15 protein-coding genes are annotated in these 23,246 nt (G+C 70.1%); 5 read left to right on the top strand and 10 right to left on the bottom strand.

Features of this window, described 5'->3' with window-relative positions; all coding sequences use genetic code 11:
- Positions 1–9 precede the first annotated feature (9 nt).
- Positions 10–1,533, bottom strand: coding sequence for an SMP-30/gluconolactonase/LRE family protein (locus tag OEB96_RS45020; RefSeq protein ID WP_266223182.1), 1,524 nt, complete (start codon positions 1,531–1,533; stop codon positions 10–12).
- Between the two features lie 79 nt (positions 1,534–1,612).
- Between OEB96_RS45020 and OEB96_RS45015 the strand changes: the two genes are divergently transcribed.
- A complete protein-coding gene (locus tag OEB96_RS45015; protein WP_266223181.1) occupies positions 1,613–2,002 on the top strand; it encodes a hypothetical protein in 390 nt (129 codons plus the stop codon).
- A 6-nt stretch (positions 2,003–2,008) separates the two neighbouring features.
- On the opposite strand, the gene OEB96_RS45010 is transcribed toward OEB96_RS45015, so the two are convergent.
- The 4 genes from OEB96_RS45010 to OEB96_RS44995 all read right to left on the bottom strand — a co-directional run bounded on the left by OEB96_RS45010 (position 2,009) and on the right by OEB96_RS44995 (position 6,478).
- Positions 2,009–3,475, bottom strand: a complete 1,467-nt coding sequence (locus tag OEB96_RS45010) for an MFS transporter (protein WP_266223180.1) — start codon at positions 3,473–3,475, stop codon at positions 2,009–2,011.
- Between the two features lie 91 nt (positions 3,476–3,566).
- Positions 3,567–4,493 carry a DUF4388 domain-containing protein gene (locus OEB96_RS45005; protein WP_266223179.1) on the bottom strand — a complete coding sequence of 309 codons (927 nt, stop codon included), beginning with the start codon at positions 4,491–4,493 and terminating at the stop codon, positions 3,567–3,569.
- Positions 4,494–6,022: 1,529 nt separating this feature from the next.
- Complete coding sequence (locus OEB96_RS45000) at positions 6,023–6,322, bottom strand: hypothetical protein (protein ID WP_266223178.1); 300 nt, start codon at positions 6,320–6,322, stop codon at positions 6,023–6,025.
- 12 nt (positions 6,323–6,334) lie between these two features.
- On the bottom strand, positions 6,335–6,478 hold the full coding sequence (locus OEB96_RS44995) for a hypothetical protein (protein WP_266223177.1): 144 nt from the start codon (positions 6,476–6,478) through the stop codon (positions 6,335–6,337).
- Between the two features lie 191 nt (positions 6,479–6,669).
- Between OEB96_RS44995 and OEB96_RS46500 the strand changes: the two genes are divergently transcribed.
- Both OEB96_RS46500 and OEB96_RS44985 read left to right on the top strand, forming a co-directional pair.
- A complete protein-coding gene (locus OEB96_RS46500) occupies positions 6,670–7,128 on the top strand; it encodes a hypothetical protein (RefSeq protein ID WP_323137506.1) in 459 nt (152 codons plus the stop codon).
- Positions 7,125–10,199 (top strand): hypothetical protein, encoded by a 3,075-nt coding sequence (locus OEB96_RS44985; RefSeq protein WP_266223176.1) that lies wholly within the window; start codon positions 7,125–7,127, stop codon positions 10,197–10,199. Before OEB96_RS46500 ends, OEB96_RS44985 begins: the two co-directional genes overlap by 4 nt.
- On the opposite strand, the gene OEB96_RS44980 is transcribed toward OEB96_RS44985, so the two are convergent.
- The 3 genes from OEB96_RS44980 to OEB96_RS44970 form a co-directional block, all read right to left on the bottom strand.
- Complete coding sequence (locus tag OEB96_RS44980; protein ID WP_266223175.1) at positions 10,185–11,600, bottom strand: MFS transporter; 1,416 nt, start codon at positions 11,598–11,600, stop codon at positions 10,185–10,187. The two genes, OEB96_RS44985 and OEB96_RS44980, sit on opposite strands and share 15 nt — an antisense overlap.
- Before the next feature lie 247 nt (positions 11,601–11,847).
- On the bottom strand, positions 11,848–13,047 hold the full coding sequence (locus OEB96_RS44975) for a cytochrome P450 (RefSeq protein ID WP_266223174.1): 1,200 nt from the start codon (positions 13,045–13,047) through the stop codon (positions 11,848–11,850).
- 117 nt (positions 13,048–13,164) lie between these two features.
- On the bottom strand, positions 13,165–18,507 hold the full coding sequence (locus tag OEB96_RS44970; RefSeq protein ID WP_266223173.1) for an AAA family ATPase: 5,343 nt from the start codon (positions 18,505–18,507) through the stop codon (positions 13,165–13,167).
- Between the two features lie 315 nt (positions 18,508–18,822).
- Here OEB96_RS44970 and OEB96_RS44965 point away from each other — a divergent pair, with 315 nt between their 5' ends.
- On the top strand, positions 18,823–20,163 hold the full coding sequence (locus OEB96_RS44965) for a hypothetical protein (RefSeq protein ID WP_266223172.1): 1,341 nt from the start codon (positions 18,823–18,825) through the stop codon (positions 20,161–20,163).
- Between the two features lie 73 nt (positions 20,164–20,236).
- A complete protein-coding gene (locus tag OEB96_RS44960) occupies positions 20,237–21,184 on the top strand; it encodes an SPFH domain-containing protein (protein WP_266223171.1) in 948 nt (315 codons plus the stop codon).
- Positions 21,185–21,252: 68 nt separating this feature from the next.
- Here OEB96_RS44960 and OEB96_RS44955 read toward each other — a convergent pair whose 3' ends face one another.
- Both OEB96_RS44955 and OEB96_RS44950 read right to left on the bottom strand, forming a co-directional pair.
- Positions 21,253–21,546, bottom strand: a complete 294-nt coding sequence (locus OEB96_RS44955) for a hypothetical protein (RefSeq protein WP_266223170.1) — start codon at positions 21,544–21,546, stop codon at positions 21,253–21,255.
- Between the two features lie 703 nt (positions 21,547–22,249).
- Positions 22,250–23,098 (bottom strand): hypothetical protein, encoded by an 849-nt coding sequence (locus tag OEB96_RS44950; protein WP_266223169.1) that lies wholly within the window; start codon positions 23,096–23,098, stop codon positions 22,250–22,252.
- Positions 23,099–23,246 lie beyond the last annotated feature (148 nt).

Raw genomic sequence — 23,246 nt, 5'->3', positions numbered from 1 at the left:
CCCGCGCCCTCACCCCTGCGGGGGTGGGGGCGGCGGCATCGCGTCACCGGGGATCGGAATCTCGCAATCCCCCTGCGCCGTCTTGTCCTGCTGGGTGATCTCGGCGTCGTGGTCGATGAGCGTGCTGTTGGTGATGTCGCCACCACCGTACGGGGTGCCCTGCACTCCGTAGACGACCTCGGGAGTGTAGAAGTCGAGCGCGTCGCCCGTCATCCACACGTAGCCGTCCTCCTCGAAGTCGTGATCGACCCCGCCCGCGGCGCTGTTGGGCAGCTCGCCCACCACGTAGGTGGTGCCGATCACCTGCCAGACCCCGCCGATCTGCTGGTACTCGTAGGTCGTGCTCTGGTGGGCGCTGGTCTGAGCGTCGTTGTACATCGTGCGCTCCGACGCCAGCATCCAGCCGGTGGCCGCGAAGCTGATGTCGGAGACCGGGTTGGAGTAGTTGGCGCCGTTCAGCCCCGGCACCTCGGCCTCGAGCTCGGCGGTGGCGGGGTCGGGGATCCCGTCGTCATCGACGTAGGCCACCGACCAGATCTCGTTTTGGACCATGGCCGACTGCCGCCCGGAGTCCTCGTTCCACACGCTGTAGTAGAGGCGCCCGGCATGCGATTGCACCGCCCACACGCGGTCGCCCAGCGGTGAGAACACCCCGTTGGGCTCGCCGGGATCGGCGGCGGGCCCGATCGTCACGTTGCCGGTGAGATGCCGGTAGGTGCTGCGGATCGAGCCATCCATCTCGATCTGGTAGATCCGCCCGTCCTCATGGTTGGCGGCGTAGATGGTCTCGCTGACGCAGTCGTAGTTGATGTTGCCCAGGCCGGGCGCGGTGTTGGGCAGCTCGGCGAACACCGAGACCGCGGCCGTCTCGCGATCCACCCTGTAGATCGTGCCCGGCGTGCTGGTGTTGCCGTAGACCCGCGTGGCGGCCACGTAGATGTTGCCGTCGGAGTCGAGCGTGAGTCCGAAGACCGAGCCACCGAAGGCCCCCTGCGTCCACGCGGCATTGGTGTAGAGCGGCGCGTAGTAGTTGAGGTTGGGCGGCGGCGGTGCCCCCGAGATGTCGAAGATCCGCAGCGCGAACCCGGCGGGGTTGTACCCGTTGTTGGTCATGATGAGGACCTGACGGTCCAGGAACGGGGCGTAGGCCGGGTCGGTGAACGCGGGATAGCCCCCCGCGGCACCATAGGCCTCGGACTGACGGCACGAGCCCGGGCCTCCCGGAATGGGCGGACCGTCGGTCTCACCGAACGTGGCGGCTCCACCCACGTCGAAGATGAAGCCCGCCGTGGTGCCCGAGTCGGCGGCCGTCCCGTAGGCCGTGGTGCCGTTGTCGGCCTGGCCGGTGCCGCCCATGGTGGCGCCCGTCTGGCCTCCGGTGGTCGGATCGAACGTGGTCGGGCTCGCGGTCGTCGGCGCGTTGGTGGTGGAGCCGTCACCGCCGCCCATGGGGTCGTTGGGTTCGCCGCAGCTCACGACCAGCCCCGACAGCAGCGCCAGCGCCCAACGAATTTCCGTCCTTCCGACCATCATGCATTCCCCCGAAGCAAAGGTACGGAAGCCACGGTATCACGGAATGCGACGCCCTCGCCGACGCGTAACGGTGCCGCCGATGCATGTGCTGCACGACACCCTACAGGGGATCCACCTGCTGCACTGGCTCACGGGCGCGGTGCCCGTGGCCACGCTGCTCGTCGTGAGCGGATGGGTGAGTGCCAAGAAGGCGGCGCACCTGCTGCTGCTCGGAGTGGCGCTCACTCTGCTCACGACCGCGCTGTCGTCGGTCGACCCCGAGCTGTCGCACGTGCGCTATGGCGCGCCCTTGCCCCTGGCGCGCGCGGGTTTCGATTCGCTCTCGGGAGATCTGCGCACCAGCATCACCGTGTTGCGCGCGTGCTTCGTGGCCGACCTGCTGTTCTGGTGCAGCGGGGCGGTGCTCGTGGGGGCGGTGGTGCAGGGCATGGGGCGGCATGGCGATCGGCCGCGCCCGCGTCGGCGGTAGTCGCCGTCACTCCACCGCAATCCGCTGCACCTCCCCACGCTCGTCCACCTCCACCATGAACCCGCGCGGCTCGTCCACGAAGCACGCCGCCCCGAACGCCAGCAGTGACACCCCCGCGATCACCACGAACAGCTCGTGCGGCCCCACCAGCGACAGCACGGTCAGGAACAGCACCCCGCCCACGTTGCCGTAGGCGCCCGCCATCCCGGCGATCTGCCCGGTCATGCGGCGCTGGATCAAGGGCACCATCGAGTACACGGCCCCGCATGCCGCCTGCACGAACACCGAGGTGCAAAGCGTGACCACGACCGCCAGCACCACCCCCCACGACGCGTCGACTCGCGAGAGCACCAGGTATCCCACCGTCTGCGTCGCCAGGCACGCCACCAGCACCCGCCGTCGCCCCACGCGGTCGGACAGCCACCCGCCCATCGGGCGCGCCACCACGTTCATCACGGTGAACGAGCCCGCCATCAGACCCATCCACAAGGTCGACAGCTCGAAGGTCGTGCCAAAGAACGTGGGCAGCATCGAGACCACCGCGATCTCCGAGCCGAAGCACGCGAGGTAGGCCAGGTCGAGCACAGCGACCTGCTTGAACCGATAGCGCTGCTCGGCCGGCACCTCGCGCTCCAGCAAGTGCCGATTGACCTGCCAGATCTTCCACGTGTGCGAGACCACCATGAAGGTGATGATCGCGTACGAGGCCAGCTCGAGGCTCCTGGGCAGCACCCCCAGCTCGCCCTCCGACAGCCGCCAGACCAGCACGTAGAGGATGAGGTGCACGGGCAGGTTCACCAGCCCGTAGAACAGCAGGTCACCCTTGCTGGTCACCTCGAGCGCACCCGTGCTCTTGGGCTTGAAGTAGGTCGAGCCATCGGGCGTGTCGCGGACGCGGAGGTAGAACACCCCCGCATAGCCGATCGCGACCAGCCCGCACAGCCCGATCGCATAGCGCCAGCCGAGCGCGCCTCCGAACACGCTCACGGCCAGCACGGGGACGCCGGTCTTGGCCACCGCCGCCCCGAAGTTGCCCCAGCCGCCGTAGATCCCCTCGGCGATCCCCAACTCCCTGGGAGGAAACCACTCGCTGACCAGGCGGATGCCGATCACGAAGCCCGCCCCCGTCAGCCCGAGCAAGAACCGCGTGACCGCGAGCTGCTCGAAGGTCTGGGCCCCAGCGAAGGCCACGCACAGCAGGCCGCACACGACCAGCAGCACGCTGTAGCTGGTTCGCGGGCCGAATCGGTCGACGAGGGCCCCCACGAGGATCCGCGCGGGGATCGTCAGCGCCACGTTGAGCACCAAGATCGCCTTGACCTCTGCGTCGGAGAGCTGCATCGAGGCCGCGATCGTCGGCATCAGCGACACGTGCGCGAACCAGATCACGAACGTGATGAAGAACGCCAGCCACGTGTAGTGCAGCAGCCGAACGCGAGGCTCGGCCACGTCCAGCAAGGACCAGCGAGACAAGCGTCGATGGTAGCAAGGTGCAGCATCGACGAGTGCCCCAAAGAGTGTCGAAGTGCGACGCGCGACTGCGCTCGCACCCGTCGTCTTGGCGTCAGTACTCGATGACGCCCTTCTTCTTGAGGGCCACCAGCGTGCGGCTCAGCGTCAAGTCGTCGATGGTGCTGTGATCGAGCACCTTCCACCAGCTGCCGACCTCGATGAGGTCCTGCACGAGATCGAGCTCGGCCGCCTGCAGCTCCTTCCAGCGCACCGGGCACGGCCTGACCACCCCCACGCGCGCGCGTGGCTTGGGCAAGGCGACCTTCTTGGCCAGGTTGGCCAGCTCGTCCTCCTGACGGGCGGCCTCCATCAACATGTGCTCGAGCGACACGTTGATCTCGCCCTCGACGCTCTCGATGGCGGCGTTCTCGAGCTCGAAGCTGCCCTTCTTCCAGCACAGCATGCGGATGAGCGCCTTCTCGGGCGGGAGCTCGGGGGCCCCGGTGATCGCGGCATAGAACACCCGTCCGTCGCGAAGGTGCAGCGAGCCCACGCGATCGGCCTCGGGATCGCGAACCTTGAGCGAGCCCGTCTTGCGGCTGGTGGCCAGCCACTGCAGCACGTCCATCAGCGGAATGTCCTCGAGCGAGCCCGCCATGGAGCGGTTGCTCATGCTCGTGTCGGGACCGGGATGGGCTTCTCCGGCGCGCTTGCCCGACAACGACTCGGGAGCGGAGCGGGCGACCTTGGCCAGGCTGGAGCCGATGGCGATGCGATCGCCGACGCGCAGGCAGTGGCGCTCGACCGGCTGCCCGTTGATGATCGTTCCGTTGCGCGAGCCGAGGTCTCGCACCCAGATGCGGCCGCGCGCCGGGTAGAATCGGGCGTGCTTGCGGCTGACCGCATCGTCGGCCAACACGAGATCGACCTCCGAGCTGCGGCCGGCGATGTAGCTGCGCCGAGCATCGAGCGGGAAGTCCTGGCCCTCGTAGCGGCCGGACACGAAGTGCAGCACCGTCACGAGGCCGTCGTCCGTCATCGTTCGCCGAGCACGATACGCGGCCCGCGGGCTTCGCGTCAAACGTTGATCCGAGGCAGCCGACGGGCATGGCGGCTCCGTCGCGAGCACATTCAATCCCCCGGGCAATTGGCTCGATCGCCAGCTCACATGCTTGGATTCGAATTCTCGGGGCCCGGGGGCTTCCCCCATGCCCTCGCCCGGTGGGTGCTCCAGACGCGGTCGCAGCCCCCTCTGCGCGGGTCCGACGAGGGGATGCCCCCGCCCGCGCCTCGTGCGCGATGCGAGGGCTCCCGGGGGATCTACGGCTTGCTGCGGTTCGGGCCGCAGTGAACACTGCCTTCTGTGCCGGGGTTGAAGCTTGGACTGAGCAGGTGGTGGATGGCGGCCGTCTTGGCCGTGAGTGCGAGCGCGGCGATGGGCTGTGCCGGACGCAACGCTCGAAATGGGAGCGATGTGTACGGGTCGGCCTATCCCGAAGCGGCGCCGCGCACCGTGATCGCCGAGCCCGGCGCCTACGACGGTGTCTATGTACAGCAGGTGGTCGAGCAGCCCGGTGAAGACGGCGTGGTGGGCTACGAGTCCCTGACCGACGGCACCCAGGTCACCGTGGTGACCTACGTGCACACCTACCCCGAGCCCATCGACACCTATCCCCAGGTTTGGTGGTCCGGCCGCTGGTACTACAACATCAACGGCGACTTCGTGTACTATAGCGACTACTGGGGCGCGTGGGTCTACTATTGGGGCCCGCCCGCACCGCTGGTGGCTTGTTGGAACGGCTACTACCCCTACTCGCCCTACTACTGGGGCGTGGGCTACTATGGCGCCGGCTGGTACTGGGGTGGCGTCGGGGTATGGGGCTATCACGCCTATGGGCTGCCGGTGGTCGACGTCCATCACCACCACCATCACCACTACGAGCAGCACGCCAACCCCGACGGTGATCGGGGCAGCCGTCCGAGCCCGGGCAAGCCCACGGGAGGCAGCCCCAGCGCGGGTGGTGCCGTCGAGCCCGACAAGGGGCCCGAGCGCACCAAGGTTGCCGATGCGAGCCCCAGCCGGAACGATCCCACCCGCAAGCCCAATGGAGCGGGTGCAGGCGCCGGTGAGCCCGGTGCCGACGAGCCCGGCGCTCCATCGCGGACGCGTCCCGAGCCGGCCAATGATGAGGATGCCCCTCCCTCGCGCGGTCGCCCCGAGGATGACGCGGGGGCGACCCGAGAGCCCGCGCGGACGCGGCCCGAGGTCGATGGTCGACCGGCGCGGGAGCCCGGACCGACGCAGCGCGAGCCCGCAGTGGCCGATGGTCGACCGGCGCGGGAGCCCGGACCGACGCAGCGCGAGCCCGCAGTGGCCGATGGTCGACCGGCGCGGGGGCCCGCACCATCGCGCGGGCGCAACGAGTACACGACCGCCGGGGGCCAGAAGGTCACCGTGATCGATCCGCCCTCTCGGCCCGCGCGGACGCCCGTGACCTTCCAGGCTTCGCCCGACACGACCTTCCGCGCGCCGCCGCGCACGGCCCCCGCCCGCGCGCCGAGCTGGGGTCAACCGGTGGCCACGCCCAGCCGGTCGACGCCCAGCCGCTCGGCGCCCACGCGGACGACGTCGCCGTCGCGGAGCTCCTCGGCGACCGTGCCGAGCTGGAGCGCACCGAGCCGCTCGACGCCAAGCCGCACGTCGCCGTCGCCGAGCCGCTCGACGCCGAGCCGCACGTCGCCATCGCCGAGCCGCTCGACGCCGAGCCGAACGTCGCCATCGCCGAGCCGCTCGATGCCGAGCCGAACGTCGCCGTCGCCGAGCCGCTCGACGCCGAGCCGAACGTCGCCGTCGCCGAGCCGGACCACGCCGTCGCGGAGCTACTCGCCGAGCCGTTCGACGCCGTCGCCGAGTCGTTCGACGCCATCGAGGAGCTCGTCGCCGAGCCGTTCGTCACCGTCGCCGAGCCGCAGCGCTCCCTCGCGTAGCTCGTCGCCGAGCCGCAGCAGCACCCCCTCGCGCAAGCGGTAGCGTCGGGATGGCCGGGGCTCCGAGGGCCCCAGACGTGGCCCAAGCCAACCATGGAAAGGCCAAGAACGCGGAGGGCCGGGCGTGAGTGCTCGGCCCTCGGGCGTTTCGAAGGGTTGCGTTGGTGCCAACGCCCCAACCACGCGTTGCTCCCGGAGCCCGTTCCCTGGCAAGATCCGAGACTGCCGTGGACTTTGCCGCCGACCCCCTGGGCTCCCTGGTCGCCATCATCTTCGTGCTCCTCGGTGCGGCGGCGTGGATCCTCGCGCTGCGCAAGGTCGCCACCGGTGAGGGCATCGGGATCCAGGAGCGCTGGGGTGGCTTCGGCCACGGGCTGGGGGGATGGCAGGTCACGCCTGCGTTCGCCCTGACCCTGGTGGGGGCGTCGGCGATCGGCATCGGGGTGACGGTGCTGCAGCGCCTGCCCGAGCGCACCACCTTCCGAGACCACGACGCCGATGGCGTGCTCGACGACGACGACCAGTGCCCGGCTGCGCTCGAGGACTTCGATGGCTACGAGGATCGGGACGGCTGCCCCGACCCCGACAACGACGGTGACGGGATCCTCGACGCCAAGGACGAGTGCCCGCTCCACCCCGAGGACGTCGACGGGATCGACGACGCCAACGGCTGCCCCGATCCATGAGCGCGACGTCCTCGACCTCCCGCGGCTCCGGCCGTCACTCGTCCAAGCCGTGGTCGAGCAAGATCGGACCGGGCCCACGCCCGTGGACCGACGCCGGGCTCGCGGCGGTCCTCGGCCGCTCTCCTCGCCGCTCGGGGAGGCCCGTGTACTACGCCGACTCGGCGGCGCGTGGGCAGCTGGCGCGGGCGCTCGAGCGCTACGTGCGGCGCGAGGTGACCGGATCGTCCTATCTGCTCGCGGCCGACCGCGGCTCGGGCAAGACCACCACGGTGGAGTGGGTGGTGCAGTCGCTCTACGCGGAGTGCCTCGCCGACGACTCGTCGTACCTCGGCCATCGCCCGCTGCTGGTTCGCTTGTACGGCCCCAACCTCGCCCCCGTGCGCGATCCTCCGCCCGAGGGCGCGCGCGAGGACATCGCCGCACACTCCCGCTATCCGCCGGTGTTGCAGCTGCTGCGAGACATGGCGGTGAGCCTGTTCGAGTCGGTGCTCTCGGAGATCGAGCGTACGATTCGGCTCCGGGTCGAGCGCGCCTCGGGCCCGGCCCTGGCCACCCGCGAGGACGACCTCGAGCTGTTCCTCCAGCTGCGCCACGAGATGCGCCGTGGACCGACGGTGGCCGATCTGATGGCCTACTGGGAGCGCCTGGGTTGGGGCAAGCGCGGTGCATTCTCCCGCGAGGCCACCCACCGTGGTGCGGCCGAGGTCGCGGTGCTGCAAGACCTCGCAGAGGCTCGCCTCGCGGTGGTCTCCAAGGTCGAGGACAAGCGCGGGGGGTCGGATGCCGTCGAGGCCGAGCGCGAGCGCAAGAGCACCGTCCAGCCCGCCGATCTGCTCAAGACCTCGACCGCGGTCATCGCCGGGGCTGCCGTCGCCGGGGGCCTGGCGCTCGAGGGCAGCTGGATCACGGCGGGAATCCTGGGGCCGCTCATCACGGCGGGCGTGGGGGCCTCGCTCACGTTCAGCAGTCGCTTCGCCCGCAGGCAGAGCCAGCAAGACGAGCGCGAGTACGTGCTCAAGGCCGACGTCGAGTCCCTCATCCATCGCCTGCCGCGACTCCTACAGGGCCTGCGGCAGGTGGGCCTGCACCCGGTGTTCGTGGTCGACGAGCTCGACAAGGTCGATCCCGAGCTGGTCACGTATCTGGTCAACAACCTCAAGACCCAGGTCACCGAGCAGAGCTTCTTTTGCTTCCTCACCAACCACGAAGGGGCGGCCACGAGCGAGGAGCACGACGAGGGGGCCTCCGTCGGCTCCAGCCTGTTCTGGGATCGCCTCTACCTGTTCCAGACCACGGCCGCGCTGCACGGCTACCTGCAGACGTTCCTGGCCGAGCAGGAGGCCGAGGAAGGCATGCAGCGAGAGGCGGTGGCGGTGGTGCGTCACATCCTGCTCTTGCGCGCCGAGCACCACACGCTGCGGCTGCATCGCGAGCTCGAGCAGGCCCTGCGCGAGGGGCTCTACGCTCGCATCGACGACGATCCCGAGGGCTTCTTGCAAGACTCCGCGATCCGCCTGCGCTTGCGCTTCGCCCTGGTCACCGAGTGGGCCATGGCCGAGCTGGCGGCGGAGACCTGCAACGATCCCCGGCGCCTGCAGCTGGCCAAGGAGGTGCTCTATCGCCCCTGGCGGAGCTGGCGCGGCAACGAGGAGCGCTGTGGCCTCACCCGCCTCGACGTCTACCGCGAGGTCCGCGAGGCCACGGGCGATCGAGACTTTGCCGGTCACGTGGCGCGAGCGCTCGATACCTTGCTCGAGCAGCTCGCCGCACTGTCGTGGTCGTGCGCCACCGCTCCCGACGACGCCCGCACGCGGGCCTATCTGGGGGTGCAGTGCCCGCCCGCAGGGCTCGCGAGCACGTCCCCCAGCGAGGACGCGCTCAAGCGCACGGTGGAAGCCCACGCGCACCAGGGCCCGCTGCTCGATCGCGAGAGTCACAAGTGGCTCGAGCGACCAGCCATCGTGCAAGAGCTCGACATCGAGCACCGTCTGCAGCAGCTGGCGACGGTGCCCTGCGTGGAGCAGGTGGGGGGGCTGCCGGCGGTGATCGAGGTGCTGTTCTCCGAGCCGTCGCCGTCGTCCGCGTCCATCGTGCAGCGCGAGTCCGACGTGCTGTCGGTGGCATTCCTGGCGCGCGCGCTGGCGGCCAGCTTCCAGCAGACCCACGCCGAGGCCCTCGAGGCGGTGGGCTTGCTGGCGCACGGCACGGTGCGGATCCCACGGGAGACGGTCGAGCGCCTGGGTCGGCACCTGCAGCTCGAGGATCTCGACGACCTGGTCGAGGCGGCCGACGCCGCGACCCTCGAGGCGCGGCTCAAGAGCCGTGGCCCGCTGACCGCTCGGGTCGGGCCGCTGCGCCAGGCGTGGCTCGACGACTGGCTCTTGCGCTTCACCCAGCCGTGGGAGCCCGACGATCGCGGCAGCGTGCTCGATCCGCTGGCCGAGCTGAAGAAGTGGCCACGTGGGACGCTCTGGCGCTGGCGCATGCACGCGCACTCCGAGCCCGGACCGGAGCGCTCGGTGGCGCTCTGGAGCGAGCTCGTGCAAGAGGCCTACGCCAGGCAGCTCCCGCAGATCTTCGGGGTGCTGGCGCTCCACCGACTGGGCTTCTCGCTGCGGAGCGATGCCATCGAAGAAGCGCTGCAGGCCCACGAGGGCCAGGATGCGGTGAAGCGACAGCTGGCCGAGCTGCTGCAATCGCGGCGTCCGCTGGTGTCACGGTCGCTGGTGCTCGAGACCGGGCCCGACGGAGCGGGCGAGGGCTGGGCGCTCGACGAGGAGGTGCCCGCGTTGCTGCTCGACACCGACCGCAACGACGCCGCTGCGATCCTCGAGTGGATCACGGCGCGGCTGCAGGGGCCGGAGCCGCACGCTCCGAGCCGGGCGGTCCCGCTTCGCTTCGGCCGCATGGACCTGCGCCGGATCTCTCCGCCCGAGGGCGTGGTGGCCTACGTGCTCGGCCCGGGGCAGCTGCGCCCCGCCAAGGCGCCGCCGGGCAAGGTGCTGTGCGATCCGGGCAGCCCGCGGGGCCTGCTCGATGCGTACGAGCAGGTGGGCTCATCGGGTGTCTGACGAGCCGCTGCGCGTCAGCTCGGCGGCGATTGCCTGGTGGGCCTCGCGATCGAGCGGATACTTTCGTGCGATCCAAAAGCCGATCGCGGTGCAGATGCAGGGCACCCCGATGTAGAGCACTCGCAGCACGTCGAGCACCAGCGGCGACTGGGCTTGGTTGGGTCGATATCCCACCGCGTCGAGCGTGAGCATGGAGAGGCCGAGGCCGAGGCCCGCCGCCGACTTCTCGGCGATCGACCACAGCCCGCCGTACAGGCCCTCGCGCCGCTCGCCCGTGCGCAGCTCGTCGTGGTCGATCACGTCGGCTTGCATGGCATAGGGCATGGCCAGCACCGCGACGCCTCCGATGCCCGAGAACGCGACCAGGATCCCGTACTCGAGCACCTGGCCGGGTCCGAGCAGGCTGACGAACCCGAAGAATCCCGCGTTGACGGCCATCGCCGCCAGCCAGGTGACCTTCTTGCCGCGGCGTCGCGACAGCCACACCCAGCCGGGAAGGCAGCAGAGGCCCACCCCGAGGTAGACGAGCAGGAACAGGGGCAGCAGGTGCGAGGCGCCGAGCCAGTAGGCCAGGAAGTAGCTGATGAGCACCGTGGGCAGGCTGCTCCCGATGGCGATGACCACGAACGCGAGCAGCAGGATCACGAAGGGGCGATTGGAGAAGGCGTCGCGCAGCTGCTGGCGCACGGCCGAGGGCGAGGGCGGAGGCGCGGCGGGGATCGGGTCCGGTGCATCGCCAGATCGGCCCCCGAAGCGCTCCTGGACCCGCCGTACGCACAGCAGGCACGTCAGCACCAGGGCCGGGGCCGCGATCGCACCGTAGATCGCGAAGCGTCGTCGCTCGGCCGCATCGTCGACGACCTCGAGGCCGCCGTCGAGCCCGAGGGCCAGGCCGATCGCTCCTGGCCCCACGGCCGCGATCAAGGTGCCCACCACGAGGGAGCCCTCGCGGATCGAGAACAGTGCGGTGCGCTCGTCGTAGTCGTCGCTCAGCTCGGGGCCCAGTGCCCGGTAGGGCACGTTGACCGCGGTGTAGGCCAGGAACCAGCCCAGGATCACCAGGCTGGCGAGGGCCGCGGCCATGGTGTCGGAGAGGCCCTTGGGCGGCACGTAGAGCGCCACCGAGAGGAGCGCCAGCGGAAGGCAGCCCCACAGGATCCAGGGGCGGCGGCGTCCGTGGATCGAGCGGCTGCGGTCGGAGAGCACTCCCACCAGGGGATCGGTGACGGCGTCGATCACCCGGCCGGCCACGAACACCACGCCCAGCCAGGCCACCGAGATCCCCACCACGTCGCTGTAGAAGCGCGGCAGGTACACGAGGATGGGGATCCCCACGAGCGCGAGACCCAGGTTGGGGGCGCCATAGGCGAGGCGGGTCCGCAGGGGGAGGGAGGCGGGCATGGGTCGCTCGGGGCGCCGAGCGCGGGGCAGTCTAGACCCATGGTGCGTGGACCCAGCGGTGTCGTGTCCAGATTGCGACGGGAAGCCCCTGCGGCGCGATCTGGAGCGGACGGGCTCGGTAGGGGCGACGCCGAGGGGGCGCAGCAAGGCTTGCGCGGACGGCGAGACCCGCCAGTCGCCAACCTGCCTCGGAGTGATGGCGGTCGAGCCGGTGCCGGCACCGAACGGGGGCCATCGACGGCGGGTATCAAGCGTGCAGCCGCAGCATCAGCCGGTCGAGCCCACGGACGTGGATCATGTAATTCCACTCGACTCCGGCGGGCACTCGCTCGAACCGCCGGAAGCGTTGGGTCAGCGCCCGCAGCGCGAGCGCTCCCTCCATGCGGGCCAGCGCGGCGCCGATGCACACGTGGATGCCGTGGCCGAAGGCGAGCACCCCGGTGGGCTTGCGGTCGAGGTCGAAGGTGTCGGGATCGGAGAAGCGTGAGGGGTCCCGGTTGCCCGCGGCCATGACCAGCGCGACCACGCTGCCGGCGGGGATCGTGGTTCCGTGGAGCGTCACGTCGCGGGTGGTGGTCCGCATCAGCGAGTGGGTGGGACCGTCGTAGCGCAGCATCTCCTCCACGAAGTCGCCCACGCGCGAGGGGTCGTCCCGCAGCGCCTGGTGGAGGTCGGGCCGATCGGCCAGGAGCAGCGCCGACTTGGACACCAGGTGGACGGTGGTCTCGAACCCGGCGCCCAGCAAGATGAACAAGAACGAGATGAGCTCTTCTCGCGACAAGCGCTCGCCGTCGACCACGGCGTGGCAGAGCACGCTGGGCAGGTCGTCGCGGCGCGGAGCGGCGAGCCGGTCGTCGACCACCGAGGCCAGGTACTGCTCCTGCTCCGCGAGAAGCCGCTTGGTCTCGGCCACGGCCTCCGGCGGGGGGACGATCGGAGTGATCTTCGAGATGTTGCCCACCCACTGCCCGAACTTCGGTACGAGCGTCGGATCGAGCCCGAGGATCTTGGCGATCACCCGACCCGCCAGCGGGAGTCCCACGCGACCGACGATGTCGACGGGCTCGCCGGCGTCGCGCTCCACGTCTTCGAGGATCTCGCCCATGAGCGCCTCGATGAACGGCTGGAGGGCGTGGAGGACCGAGGCGACGAAGGCCCGCGAGACCAGCGAGCGCTGCCGGGTGTGGGTGGGTGGGTCGAGGACGATGAGCGAGTCGGCGGCGGGGTTGCGGCCGACCCACTCGGGCGCCAGCACGAAGCGGAAGGCCGCGGACGAGTAGGTCGCGGTGTCGCGGAACGCCGCCGTGATGTCGTCGTACCGCGTGAGTGCAAAGAATCCCCCGGGCTCCACTCGACACACCGGTCGGTCGCTGCGCATGCGGTGGTAGGTGGGAAATGGATCCTCGCGCATCGAGGGATCGAAGATGTCGATCGGCTGGTGGTCCATGGGCTCTCGATTCGATCTTCGTCATGATAGCGGTGACGTCGGCCCCACGCATGGAGATGGCCCTCCATGGGACGGTTCGAATCGGAGCCCTCTCTCAGGGTCGAGCCGACCTGCCCGTCACGCGGTCCGATCGGGCTGCTGGACGTCGAGCGTGAGCACGAAGTGGGCGTCCCGACGGGACCGGCCCACGAATGCCGCGAGCACCGCCCCGAGGCTGCCTGCCGCAATTGCACAGTCGTGCAGTGTGGGGGCCTCGGGGTGGGAAAAACGACGCTGCCGGAAGGACTCGACGTCGAGCTCCCGGTCCTTGGAGGAGAGCTCTCCCAGGCCCACGGTGATCTGGACCCGCCCTTCGATCCGCTGGCTATCGACGGTGAGCGTGGCCTCCGTCCCGTCCGCACGCTCGTGGAGGTCGCGCAGGAGCCCCACCACGAGCCGCTCGAGGCGATAGCGGTCGGAGTGGACGACGGGATCGGGGCCATACCGCCGCACCAGCGCGAGGCCCGGCTGCGCTGCCGTGTCCGCACTCGCGATCGCATCGTCGAGCAGCGGACCGAGCGGGAACGACTCGAGCACCATGCTCGCCTCGACCAGCTGGTCGTGCTGCTTGAGCACCTGCACGAACTCGTCGAATTGCGTGCTCATGCCGTTCGCCAGCTCCGACAGGTGGTCCTTGTCGCCGTCGAGCTGCTTGCTGATCGACGTGAGCAGCTTGAGCAGGAGCGGACCACGCGCCTGGCTCAAGAGCTCGTGGTCGGGCGTGCCGATGCGGGCCACGGCCTGGCGCAGCACCCTCGCCGCGGGCAGCTCGACGGCGCCTTGCAGCGCGCCCATCGCCACGGTGAGGCGGTTCAGGGTGTTGCCCGCGTTGTGGAGCAGGTTCTCGGCGACCTCGGCCTGACCCGCCTTGCGCGAGGCCCGAATCAGGGCCTGCTGGGCCTGTCGCAGCTCCCGGGTGCGCTCCTCCACCAGCTCCTCGAGGCGAGCGTTGATCGACTTGAGGTCGCCGTAGAGTCGGGCGTTCTCGAGCGAGATGGCGGCCTGGGCGGTGATGAGCTTGAGCACGTGCACCCGGTCGTGGGTGAACGCCCCGACGGCATCGGCGTTCTCGAGGTACAGCACACCCGTCGCGGCGCGCTGGTCCATGGTGGGGGTGGAGAACGGCATGCACAGCACCGAGCGCACCCCGGTGCGCAGCACGTGGGGATCGCGGGTGAAGGGCCCCTCGCGGGGGGCATCGTGCAGCACGACCGGCTCGCGGGTGCGCGACACGAAGCGCACGATCGCCTCCGACAGGAACGATCCCACGGCGCCCGACTGCTCGCTGGGCGGGTGCTCCACCACCACGGCGTCGTCGGCCACGCTGCCCGCGGCCTGGATCTGCAGCGCCCCTGCCTCCTCCAGCAGGAGCAGGCCGCGGCGCGCGCCCGCGTTCTCGATGACGATCGTCATCAGCTTGGTCACCGCGCTCTGCAGGTCCATCTCCTCGGAGATGATGCGGGTGGCCTTGAACACCGAGCCCATGTCGAGCCACTCGCTGTCGCTGAGCGGCTCGCTTCCCATGCTCGAGGATTCCGACGGCCCGCTGTCGACGCGTGTGAGCTCGGGGTAGCGCGCCTCGAGATCGGCGAGCTTGGCCCGAGCGCCCCAGCGCGCGTAGTCGTAGTGCGCGGCGCTGGCGTAGCTCCGGGCGAAGGTGGCATGGCCGCGGGCCCGCCACAGCTCCGCGGCCCGTTCGTTGGCGAGCGCGGCCTCGTTGATGTAGCCGTGCCGGGTCGCCAGGGCGATGGCTTCGTCGTAGGCGTCGATCGCCTCGGCCAGGCGCCCCGCCACCCGGTGGCGCTCGGCCTCGACCAGCGTCCACTTGTGGGCGTAGTTGGACGGGGCGCTCCGGGCCCACACCTCGAGCTTGGCCTGGTTGGCCTCCACCCGCGTGAGCAGCTCCTCCCGCTGCGAGTCAGGGGCCCCGTCGACGACGACGGCCAGCCGCACGAGCGAGTCGTAGAAGTGATAGAGCGGCACGAAGATCTGACCCGCCGCGGCCGGCATGAAGGCCTCGGTACGGCCGGCGTAGTCGAGCCCACGCTCGTAGTCGCGGAACAGGTACGAGAGGATCGTCGTGGCGAGATTGACGTGGAGCAGCGACACGAGGTCGCCATGCGCCTCGTGGATCGGGATCATCTCGAGCTCGTCGTACGCCTCGCCTCGCAGCCGGGTGGGTGCTTGCGCGTGCCCCAAGAGGTTGTGCGTCATCTGCAGATAGGTCTTCATCCAGATGACGGACGACTGCTGCCCTGCTCGATCCAGGGCGTCCACGTAGGCGTTCACCTCCTCGAGCAGCGGCCCGAGCTCGAAGCTCCCGAACAGGGTGTATTGGCCGTAGATCTGGATGCAGTGCCCGGCCCACTCGGGATCGCCGTTGTCCATGCCCTCGCGGTAGCAGTCGCGGAGCTGCTCGCAGGTGGCCTGGAGGGGTCCGGCCCACGGGCGGATCAGCGCCGCCAGGACGACCACGCGGGGCAGGATCCATCGGGCGGCGAGGCGATCGACGATCGTCTCGGCGAGATCGACGTAGCGCTGGCCGGCCTGATAGTCGCCGAGGACCGAGCAGCACAGCATGCCGTACTGGACGTAGCCGACCGCCGACTCGGGCGCGTTGCCGTGCTCGAGCGTCAGCTCGATCAGCCTCCGGGTGATCGCGGGATAGAGCATGGGCGTGGTCGTGAAGGTGGCCGCCGAGATCGACACCAGCACGCGCATCATGGCCCGCATGGCCGCGTCCTCCATGGGCGGCCGCTTCGCCAGCTCGTCGGTCTCGCGCCCGGCGAGCTTGGCCACCAGTGCCTCCATCTCCTGCTGGAACTCGGGCAGACCGGCCTCCTTGGGGAGGTGGATGCCGAACGAGGCCAGGACCTCCCTACCCAGGGCCAGGGCCTCCAGCAGGTGCCCCTGCGCGCAGTGGGCCCGAATCCGGATCTCGTGGATCGGCACCCGGTCGAGCGCCGAGGGGGCCTTGGCCAGGGCGACCTCCGCGAAGCGGTCCATCGCGTCGAGCTCACCGCTCAGCTGCGCCGACCCGCACGCACCGATGTGGAGCTGCAAGGCCAGCGTGAGCTCCGAGTCGAATGCATCGTCGCCGAGCAGCTCGATCCCACGCCGCAGGTACACCAGCGCCTGCTCGTGAGCGGCCGCGGCGGCCGCCCGCTCGCCCGCCAGCAGGTCGAGGCGCGCCAGCTCGACGCGCTCGGCTGGCGGCCGCTCGAGCGCCACCGTGTGGACGAGCTGGTTGACGATCTCGAACACATGCGCCTCGCGCTCGGCCGGCGGCGTACGCTCGAGCAAGAGCTGACCCACCCGCCAGTGCACGGCTGGACGCTCGGGCGCCGGCAGCAGCGAGTAGGCCGCCTCCTGGATCCGGTCGTGCGTGAAGCGATAACAGGCCGCCTCGCCGCCGCTCATGCCCAGGTTGGCCTGCTGGTAGAGATCGTCGAGCGGCTGGACCAAGCCGGCACCCACGGCCTCCTGCAGACCATGGGCCACCCCGTCGAGCGGCCGGTCGAGCACCTGGCACAGCAGGCCCAGCGAGAACACATTGCCCATGCAGGCCGCGATCCGCAGGATTTGCTGGGTGGCGTCCGGCAAGAGCCGCACCTTGTCGACGAGCAGCGCCACCACGCTGGTGGAGACGCCGTGCGCCTCGATGGCCGCGAGGTCCCAGGTCCACCCCTCGGTGTCCAGCGTGAGCAGGCCACCGTCGTGGAGCGCGTGCAAGAGCTCGCCGATGAAGAACGGGTTGCCCCCGGTCTTGCCATGCACCAGCGCGGCCAGCGGGTACGCGGCGTCGGTCGTGCATCCCAGCGTGTCGGCGACCCATGCGGTCACGTCGGAGAGCTCGAGCTCGCCGAGCTCGAGCTCGTCGCTGCGGACCCCGGCCTCTCGCAGGCCAACCATGGTGGTCACCAGCGGGTGTGCGGCGTCGACCTCTTCGCTCCGGTACGCGCCGACCACCAGCAGGTGCGCGCAATCATGGTTGCCGAGCACCTGGCTCAGGATTCGCAGCGTAGCGCTGTCGACCCACTGCAGATCGTCCAGGATCACCACCAGCGGATGCTCGCGATGCGCGAACGCCCCCACCAGTCGCAGGAACGTGCGATCGAAGCGTCGCCGCGCCTCCGCGGGGCCGACCTCGGTCGGCATGGGCTGCTCGCCCAGGAACAGCCGCAGCTCCGGCAGCACCTCGGCCAGGATCGGTGCATTGGCCCCCAGCGCCTCGTCCAGCCGCTCGCGCCAGCGTACGAGCCGCGTCTCGCTCTCGGTCAACAGCTCGCGCAGCAGCGAGCGAAACGCCTCGATCAGCGATGTGTACGGCGTGTTGCGCTGGAGCGGATCGCACTTGCCCCGGATGACGTACCCGCGCGCCCTCGTCATCGGCCGGTGCACCTCGGCCACCAGCGACGACTTGCCGATCCCCGCCGATCCTCGCACCAGCGCCAGCTCGCGGCTGCCCGCCGCCACCCGCTCGAATGCTGCGAGCAGCCGCTCGCGCTGCGGCCCACGCCCGTACATGCGCTGGCTGAGCTGCAGCGTCTGGGCGCGGTCGTGCGCCCCCAGCACGAAGGTCTCGCTCGGCCCCGCGCCCCGCAGCGCTTGCTGGCACCGCAGCAGATCCGCCTGCAGCCCCCGCGCCGTCTGGTATCGATCCTCGGCGTTCTTGGCCAGCAGCTTGCCGACCACCTCCGACAGCACGACCGGGATGCGGCCGTCGAGCTGGTGCGGCGGCACCACCTGCTTGGCGATGTGGCTGTGAATGAGCTCCAGCGGGTCGCTGCTGGTGAACGGCGGCTGGCCGCACAGCACCTCGTAGAACGTGATCCCCAGCGAGTAGAAGTCGGTGCGGTGGTCGATGGGTCGGTTCGTGCGCCCCGTCTGCTCGGGCGACATGTAGGCGAGCGTCCCCACCATGGTCGCCGGGCTCGTCGGATCACGGCGCTCGCGGACGATGTTCGAGGCCAGCCCGAAGTCGATGAGCTTGACGACCCCCGTCTCGGGGTTGACCACGACGTTGGCCGGCTTGAGGTCGCGGTGGGCGACCCCGCGCTCGTGGACGAGCGCCAGCGCCTCGGTGAGCTGCAATGCCATCGCCAGGAACGCCTCGAGGTCGCCGCGCAGCGACGGCATCAGCGCGCGCAGGTCCACGCCGCCGAAGTCCTCGGTCACCACCGCCACCGAGTGCCCCTGTGCCTCCACGGCCAGGTACTCGATGATGCTCGGTCCCGACAGCGCCACCCCGACCCCGTACTCGTGGCGTAGCCGGGCGATCGCGGCCGGCTGCGGCCGATCGGCGCGATGCGTCTTGACGATCACCGCACGATCATCGCTGCGTCGCCGACCGCGATAGACGATCGTTCGCCGGCTCTCGTGGATCGGATCTCGAAGCTCGTAGTCGGTCAAGGTTTGCATGGGCTACCTCCTCCGGTCGAAGCCGAGATTCCAGCGCGTGCTTCGGGTGGGCAGTCTAGGCCGGATCGGATGAGACGTCTAGGCCATGGTGCGGTGCGCGTCGGTGGAGTCTCGACGGCTACCCTGGTGCTGCGACGCTCATGATCACCCGTCCTGGCACCAGCGGTGCATCTGGTCGAGCTGGGCGAGGAGCCACGACTCGGGAGCGCCGTGGCCTCGTCATCCCCGAATTTCGCAGGGGCGCATCGGCTGAGATCGCGAGTGGCCCGAATGAAGTGCGCATCCTCTGGGGGTCGTGTCACCATCGCGCTCGGCATGGATGCGCGCAGGCTGATTCCCGTTGTGGCCCCGCTGACACTCGCGGCTGGGCTGGCGCTGATCGTCGCGGTCACGGACGATGGCGACGCTCCCGAGGCACGGCCCGTGGCGTACCCCAGCCATGCGTCCGATCCCCCGCGGGCTCGACCCGTGCCCTCACCGCCCGAGGCTCCCGCCGCTGCCGTCGATCGCTCGCGCTGCCTGGCCAAGATGACGGTGGAGGAGCTGGGGCGGCAGCTCGTGCAGCTGCGCCAGGCCGAGGCGCTGGCCGAGCTCTATCGCGAGCAAGCCCCGCCCGAGGTCGCGCGCGGCTACCTGCAAGGGCTGGCCGACACCTCTACGGCGCTGTCACCCGGGGTGGCACGCTCGCGGTTGCTGGCGATCGCGGCGGATGGGCTGGTGCGGCTGGGGCACCCCGAGGCAGCGCGGGTCACGCTGGTGGCTTCGCGGGATCTGCCACCGCCCGAGCCCTCCGACTTCGGCTTCGAGCGCTCCGACTTCCGCGGGCAGGCGGCGGGCGTGGCCGCGCGACTGGGCGACCACGCGCTGGCGCAGACGCTGGTCGAGGACGATCCCGAGGCCCAGGCGGCACTGGCACGATGCTACGCCGAGCTGGGTGACGTGGAGCGGGCGCGAGCCTTGCTCGCCGCCACGGTCGACGCGAGCGGCCTGGGAGAGCGAGTCGAGCGAGCCGCCGCCCTGGCGGCGGCGGGCGAGCTCGAGGAGGCTTTGTCGCTGGCCGATCGCTCCACGCTCGATTCGGTGCTGCTGCGTCTGGAGATCGCCCGCACGCTCCTCCGCCAGGAGCGCGCCGAGCAAGCGGCTGCGGTGCTGCGCGATGCCGTGGCCGCGATGCCCGAGGCCCCGCCCGACTCCGACCCCAAGCCCGAGCCCGGCCCCGAGTCCCGCCCCTCGCGGCGCATCGGCCCCATGGTGGCGATGGCCCGTGCGCTCCACGAGGCGGGCCAGCCCCAGGATGCGACGCAGCTGCGCGAGCGAGCCCGGACCGAGCTACGGGCCCTGGGCGATCACTTCGAGGCGCTCGGCCTGTGGCCCGCGCTGGCCGAGGCCACCCACCGCGCGGGAGAGCGGGAGCTGGCCTGGCAGGACCTCGCCGCCCTCGAGGCCGTCTCGCTCTCCAGCATGGGTGCGGGCGCCATGACGCGCGTGCTGCTGCTCACCCGAGAAGGCCGGCTGGCCGAGGCGCTCACCGTCATCCACGACACGGCCGGAATGCCGTATCCGCTGGCGTATGCCCACGTGCACGCGGCTCTGCACGAGCCCGACCCGGAGGTCGAGCGCGAGCTCGACCGGGGGCTGCGGTCGTTCTGCCCGTGACCACCGGCCGGGGCCGGCCCGGAGCCGGCCCGGGGCCGGAAATAGCGGCACGAGGTCCTGGTACGATTCCGCCGTGAACGAAGAGATGTACATCGTAGTGGGCGCGGTGGCGTCGGTGTTCGGCTTGCTGACGTTGGCGCAGTGTTTGTTCGTGGTGGCACAGCAGCGGCTGGGCGTGGTGGAGCGCTTCGGGAAGTTCGTCCGCATCGCGCACCCCGGCCTGAACGTCAAGATCCCCTTCATCGAGCGGGTGGCGGGTCGCCCCAACCTCAGGGTGCAGCAGCTCGATGTCCAGGTGGAGACCAAGACCCAGGACGACGTATTCGTGCACGTGGTGGTCTCGGTGCAGTACTTCATCATCCCCGAGGCGGCCTACCAGGCGTTCTACCGGCTCGAGGACGCCGCCTCGCAGATCCGCAGCTTCGTGTTCGACGTGGTGCGGGCGCGGGTCCCCAACATCGACATCGACGACGTGTTCCGCAAGAAGGACGACATCGCCGACGCGGTCAAGAACGAGCTGGCCCTGGTGATGGGTGACTTCGGCTACGGCATCGTCAAGGCCCTGGTCACCGACATCGAGCCCGACGCGCGGGTCAAGGCGGCGATGAACGAGATCAATGCGGCGCAGCGCCTGCGCCAGGCCGCGGCCGAGAAGGGCGAGGCGGACAAGATCCTCAAGGTCAAGGCGGCCGAAGCCGACGCCGACGCCAAGGCTCTCGCCGGGCGCGGCATCGCGGATCAGCGCCGGGCCATCGTCGACGGCCTGCGCGAGTCGGTCGACGAGTTCCAAAAGAGCATCCCCGGGGCCTCGCCTCAGGACGTGATGAACCTGGTGCTCATGACGCAGTACTTCGACACCCTCAAGGACGTGGGGGCGAGCTCGGTGACCAACACGATCCTCATGCCGCACTCGCCGGGGGCGCTGTCGGACATCAGCGCGCAGCTGCGAGAGGCGATGATCACGGCGCAGCAGGTGGGCAATCCGAGGGAAGGGCACCTGGCCAGGCACCTCGAGGAGTAGCGCGAGCGGCTTGGTCACGAGGAGAGCGGGAGGTCCGTTGGGGCCTCCCGCTCATTGCATTCGTCGGGTCACGCGAGATCGAGAGCGGCGAGGGCTCGGGTTGCCAGCGCCGCCATCTCCGGATCGGCGTGCTCGAGCAACCCCTCGATCTCGGGTCGCGCGTCGCGGGCCGCCGGTCCGATCTCGGCGAGGAAGCGCAGGCCGTCGCGCATGCGCGAAGGGTCGCCGCTGCGTAGGTGCTCGCGATTGGCCGCCACGTCGAGGTCCGTCGTCGCCGACACCGGAGTGATGAAGCGGGCGAGCTTCTCGATCGAGGACTTCAGGCCCATGCGCCCAATGAGACCACGAGCGGACGAGCTCATGGAAGAGCGATCATGATCAGATGCCAGGGAACGAGGGGTCGCAGCCGCACGCGCACTCTGGCGCCATGGGTTCACCCTCGGGATGAGCAAAGCATGCGTCGACATCCGGGGGAAACGAACAGAGTGGCGCGACGAGGATCTCGACGCCATCCGTCCCCTCCCGAAAGATCATCTTCTGGCCACCGGTGCACTCGGCGGGGGCCGACAAACAGCCGATCCCCCCCGGACCGAGTGCGTCGAGTTCACAGGAAGCCACGACCTCCCCGAAGACGCAGGCTCCCGCCTCGTCGATCGTCGTGGGCACCCAGTCTTCCCACACACAAACGTAGCAAGGGCCTCCGAATCGGGAAGCAAGGGCTTCCACGTCCGAGCTCGCGGGAGCGCAACCCATCTCATCCGTTGCCGCACGACACGTCGCCACGAGTACGTCCCAGTCGACCGCGAGGCAATCGGCCTGAGCACCGTCGCTCGCTTCGGTGCCCGCGGTGGATGCCGAGGTCGCGTCGGAGCCGCCCGATGCCGACTCGGTCGTCGCTCCGGCGCTGAACTCCCCAGTGGACCCATCCTTGCCCGACGCACATGCGATCGATCCCCCCGCCAAGAGGAGAGCCAGGAAGACCCAACGGTCGGTCATCGTCGATTCCATCGTGCGGCCGCCCCTGGGCCTCCTGCTCCGCAAATTGCCGGGACCCGTGGAGGCGACCTACGGCGTCACGTCGTCGCCGCTGCGCGGTCCGATCGCCAGCCCCTGCGGCGTGATCATCAGCGCGCCCGTCACCGAGCCCAGCGCTTGTCCCGGACCCAGCACCGGCAGGCCCTCGCCGAAGCGGTCGTCGAGGACCAGCACGCCTTCGAGCAGCGGATCACCCATCGAGGTGGTACCGGTCACGTCGACGTCCTCGATGCGGACCAGCGAGCCCTCGAAGTCCATGATCACGGGGCTGTTGCCGACGAGCTCGCCCACCTCGAGCACGGCGGGCGGCAGGTCGCCCTGCCACGAGGTCACCACGATGTCATCGGCGCCGCAGAGCAGGTAGCGGATGCCGTCGGCGCGACGCACCACGCCCTGGATCGTGGCCTCGTCGCCGGGCTGCAGGTCGAGGGAGAGCGAGCCGTCGATGCGCACCAGGATGCCGGAGCGGGCACCACCCTCGGGATCCTGCACGTAGAACTCGAGCAGGCTGCCGTGCGGGGCGCTGCCCTTGGGGGTGATCAGGCGGACCTTCTGCAGCTCCACCAGGGTGCCCACCGCGACCTGGCCCTCCTTGATGTCGGGGACCTTGACCACCAGCGGCATGTCGTCGTCCATGCCGAAGCCGTCGTCCTCGAAGCCGCCGGTGCTGTCCATCCCCGTGCCCGAGCTGCCCCCGTCCACGCCGTCGTCCTGGTCGTCGTTGGCGTCACCCGCGTCGCCAACCGTGTCGTCGGAGCCGGTCGTGGTCTCGAGCCCATCGTCAGCGCTGCTCGAGCCCAGATCGGCCGGCCCCGTGGGCCCGTCGCCACAACCGGAAGCGAGCAGGGGCACCAGCAGCACCGGGGCGGTGCGGGCCATGCATCGGGTCATCCATCGGTCAAGCCAAGTCATGGGACGATTATGGATCCGAGCCCCCGAGCGCGCCAGGGGCCGGTCGATAACACCCTCAGCGCGGCGCGCGATCGCGTCCCTGCCAGTGGAGCATCCATCCGGGGTACTCGGGGGG

It is taken from the genome of Paraliomyxa miuraensis, assembly GCF_026337845.1.
GTDB lineage: Bacteria > Myxococcota_A > Polyangia > Nannocystales > Nannocystaceae > Paraliomyxa > Paraliomyxa miuraensis.
This window is presented reverse-complemented; position numbering and strand designations above follow the sequence as displayed.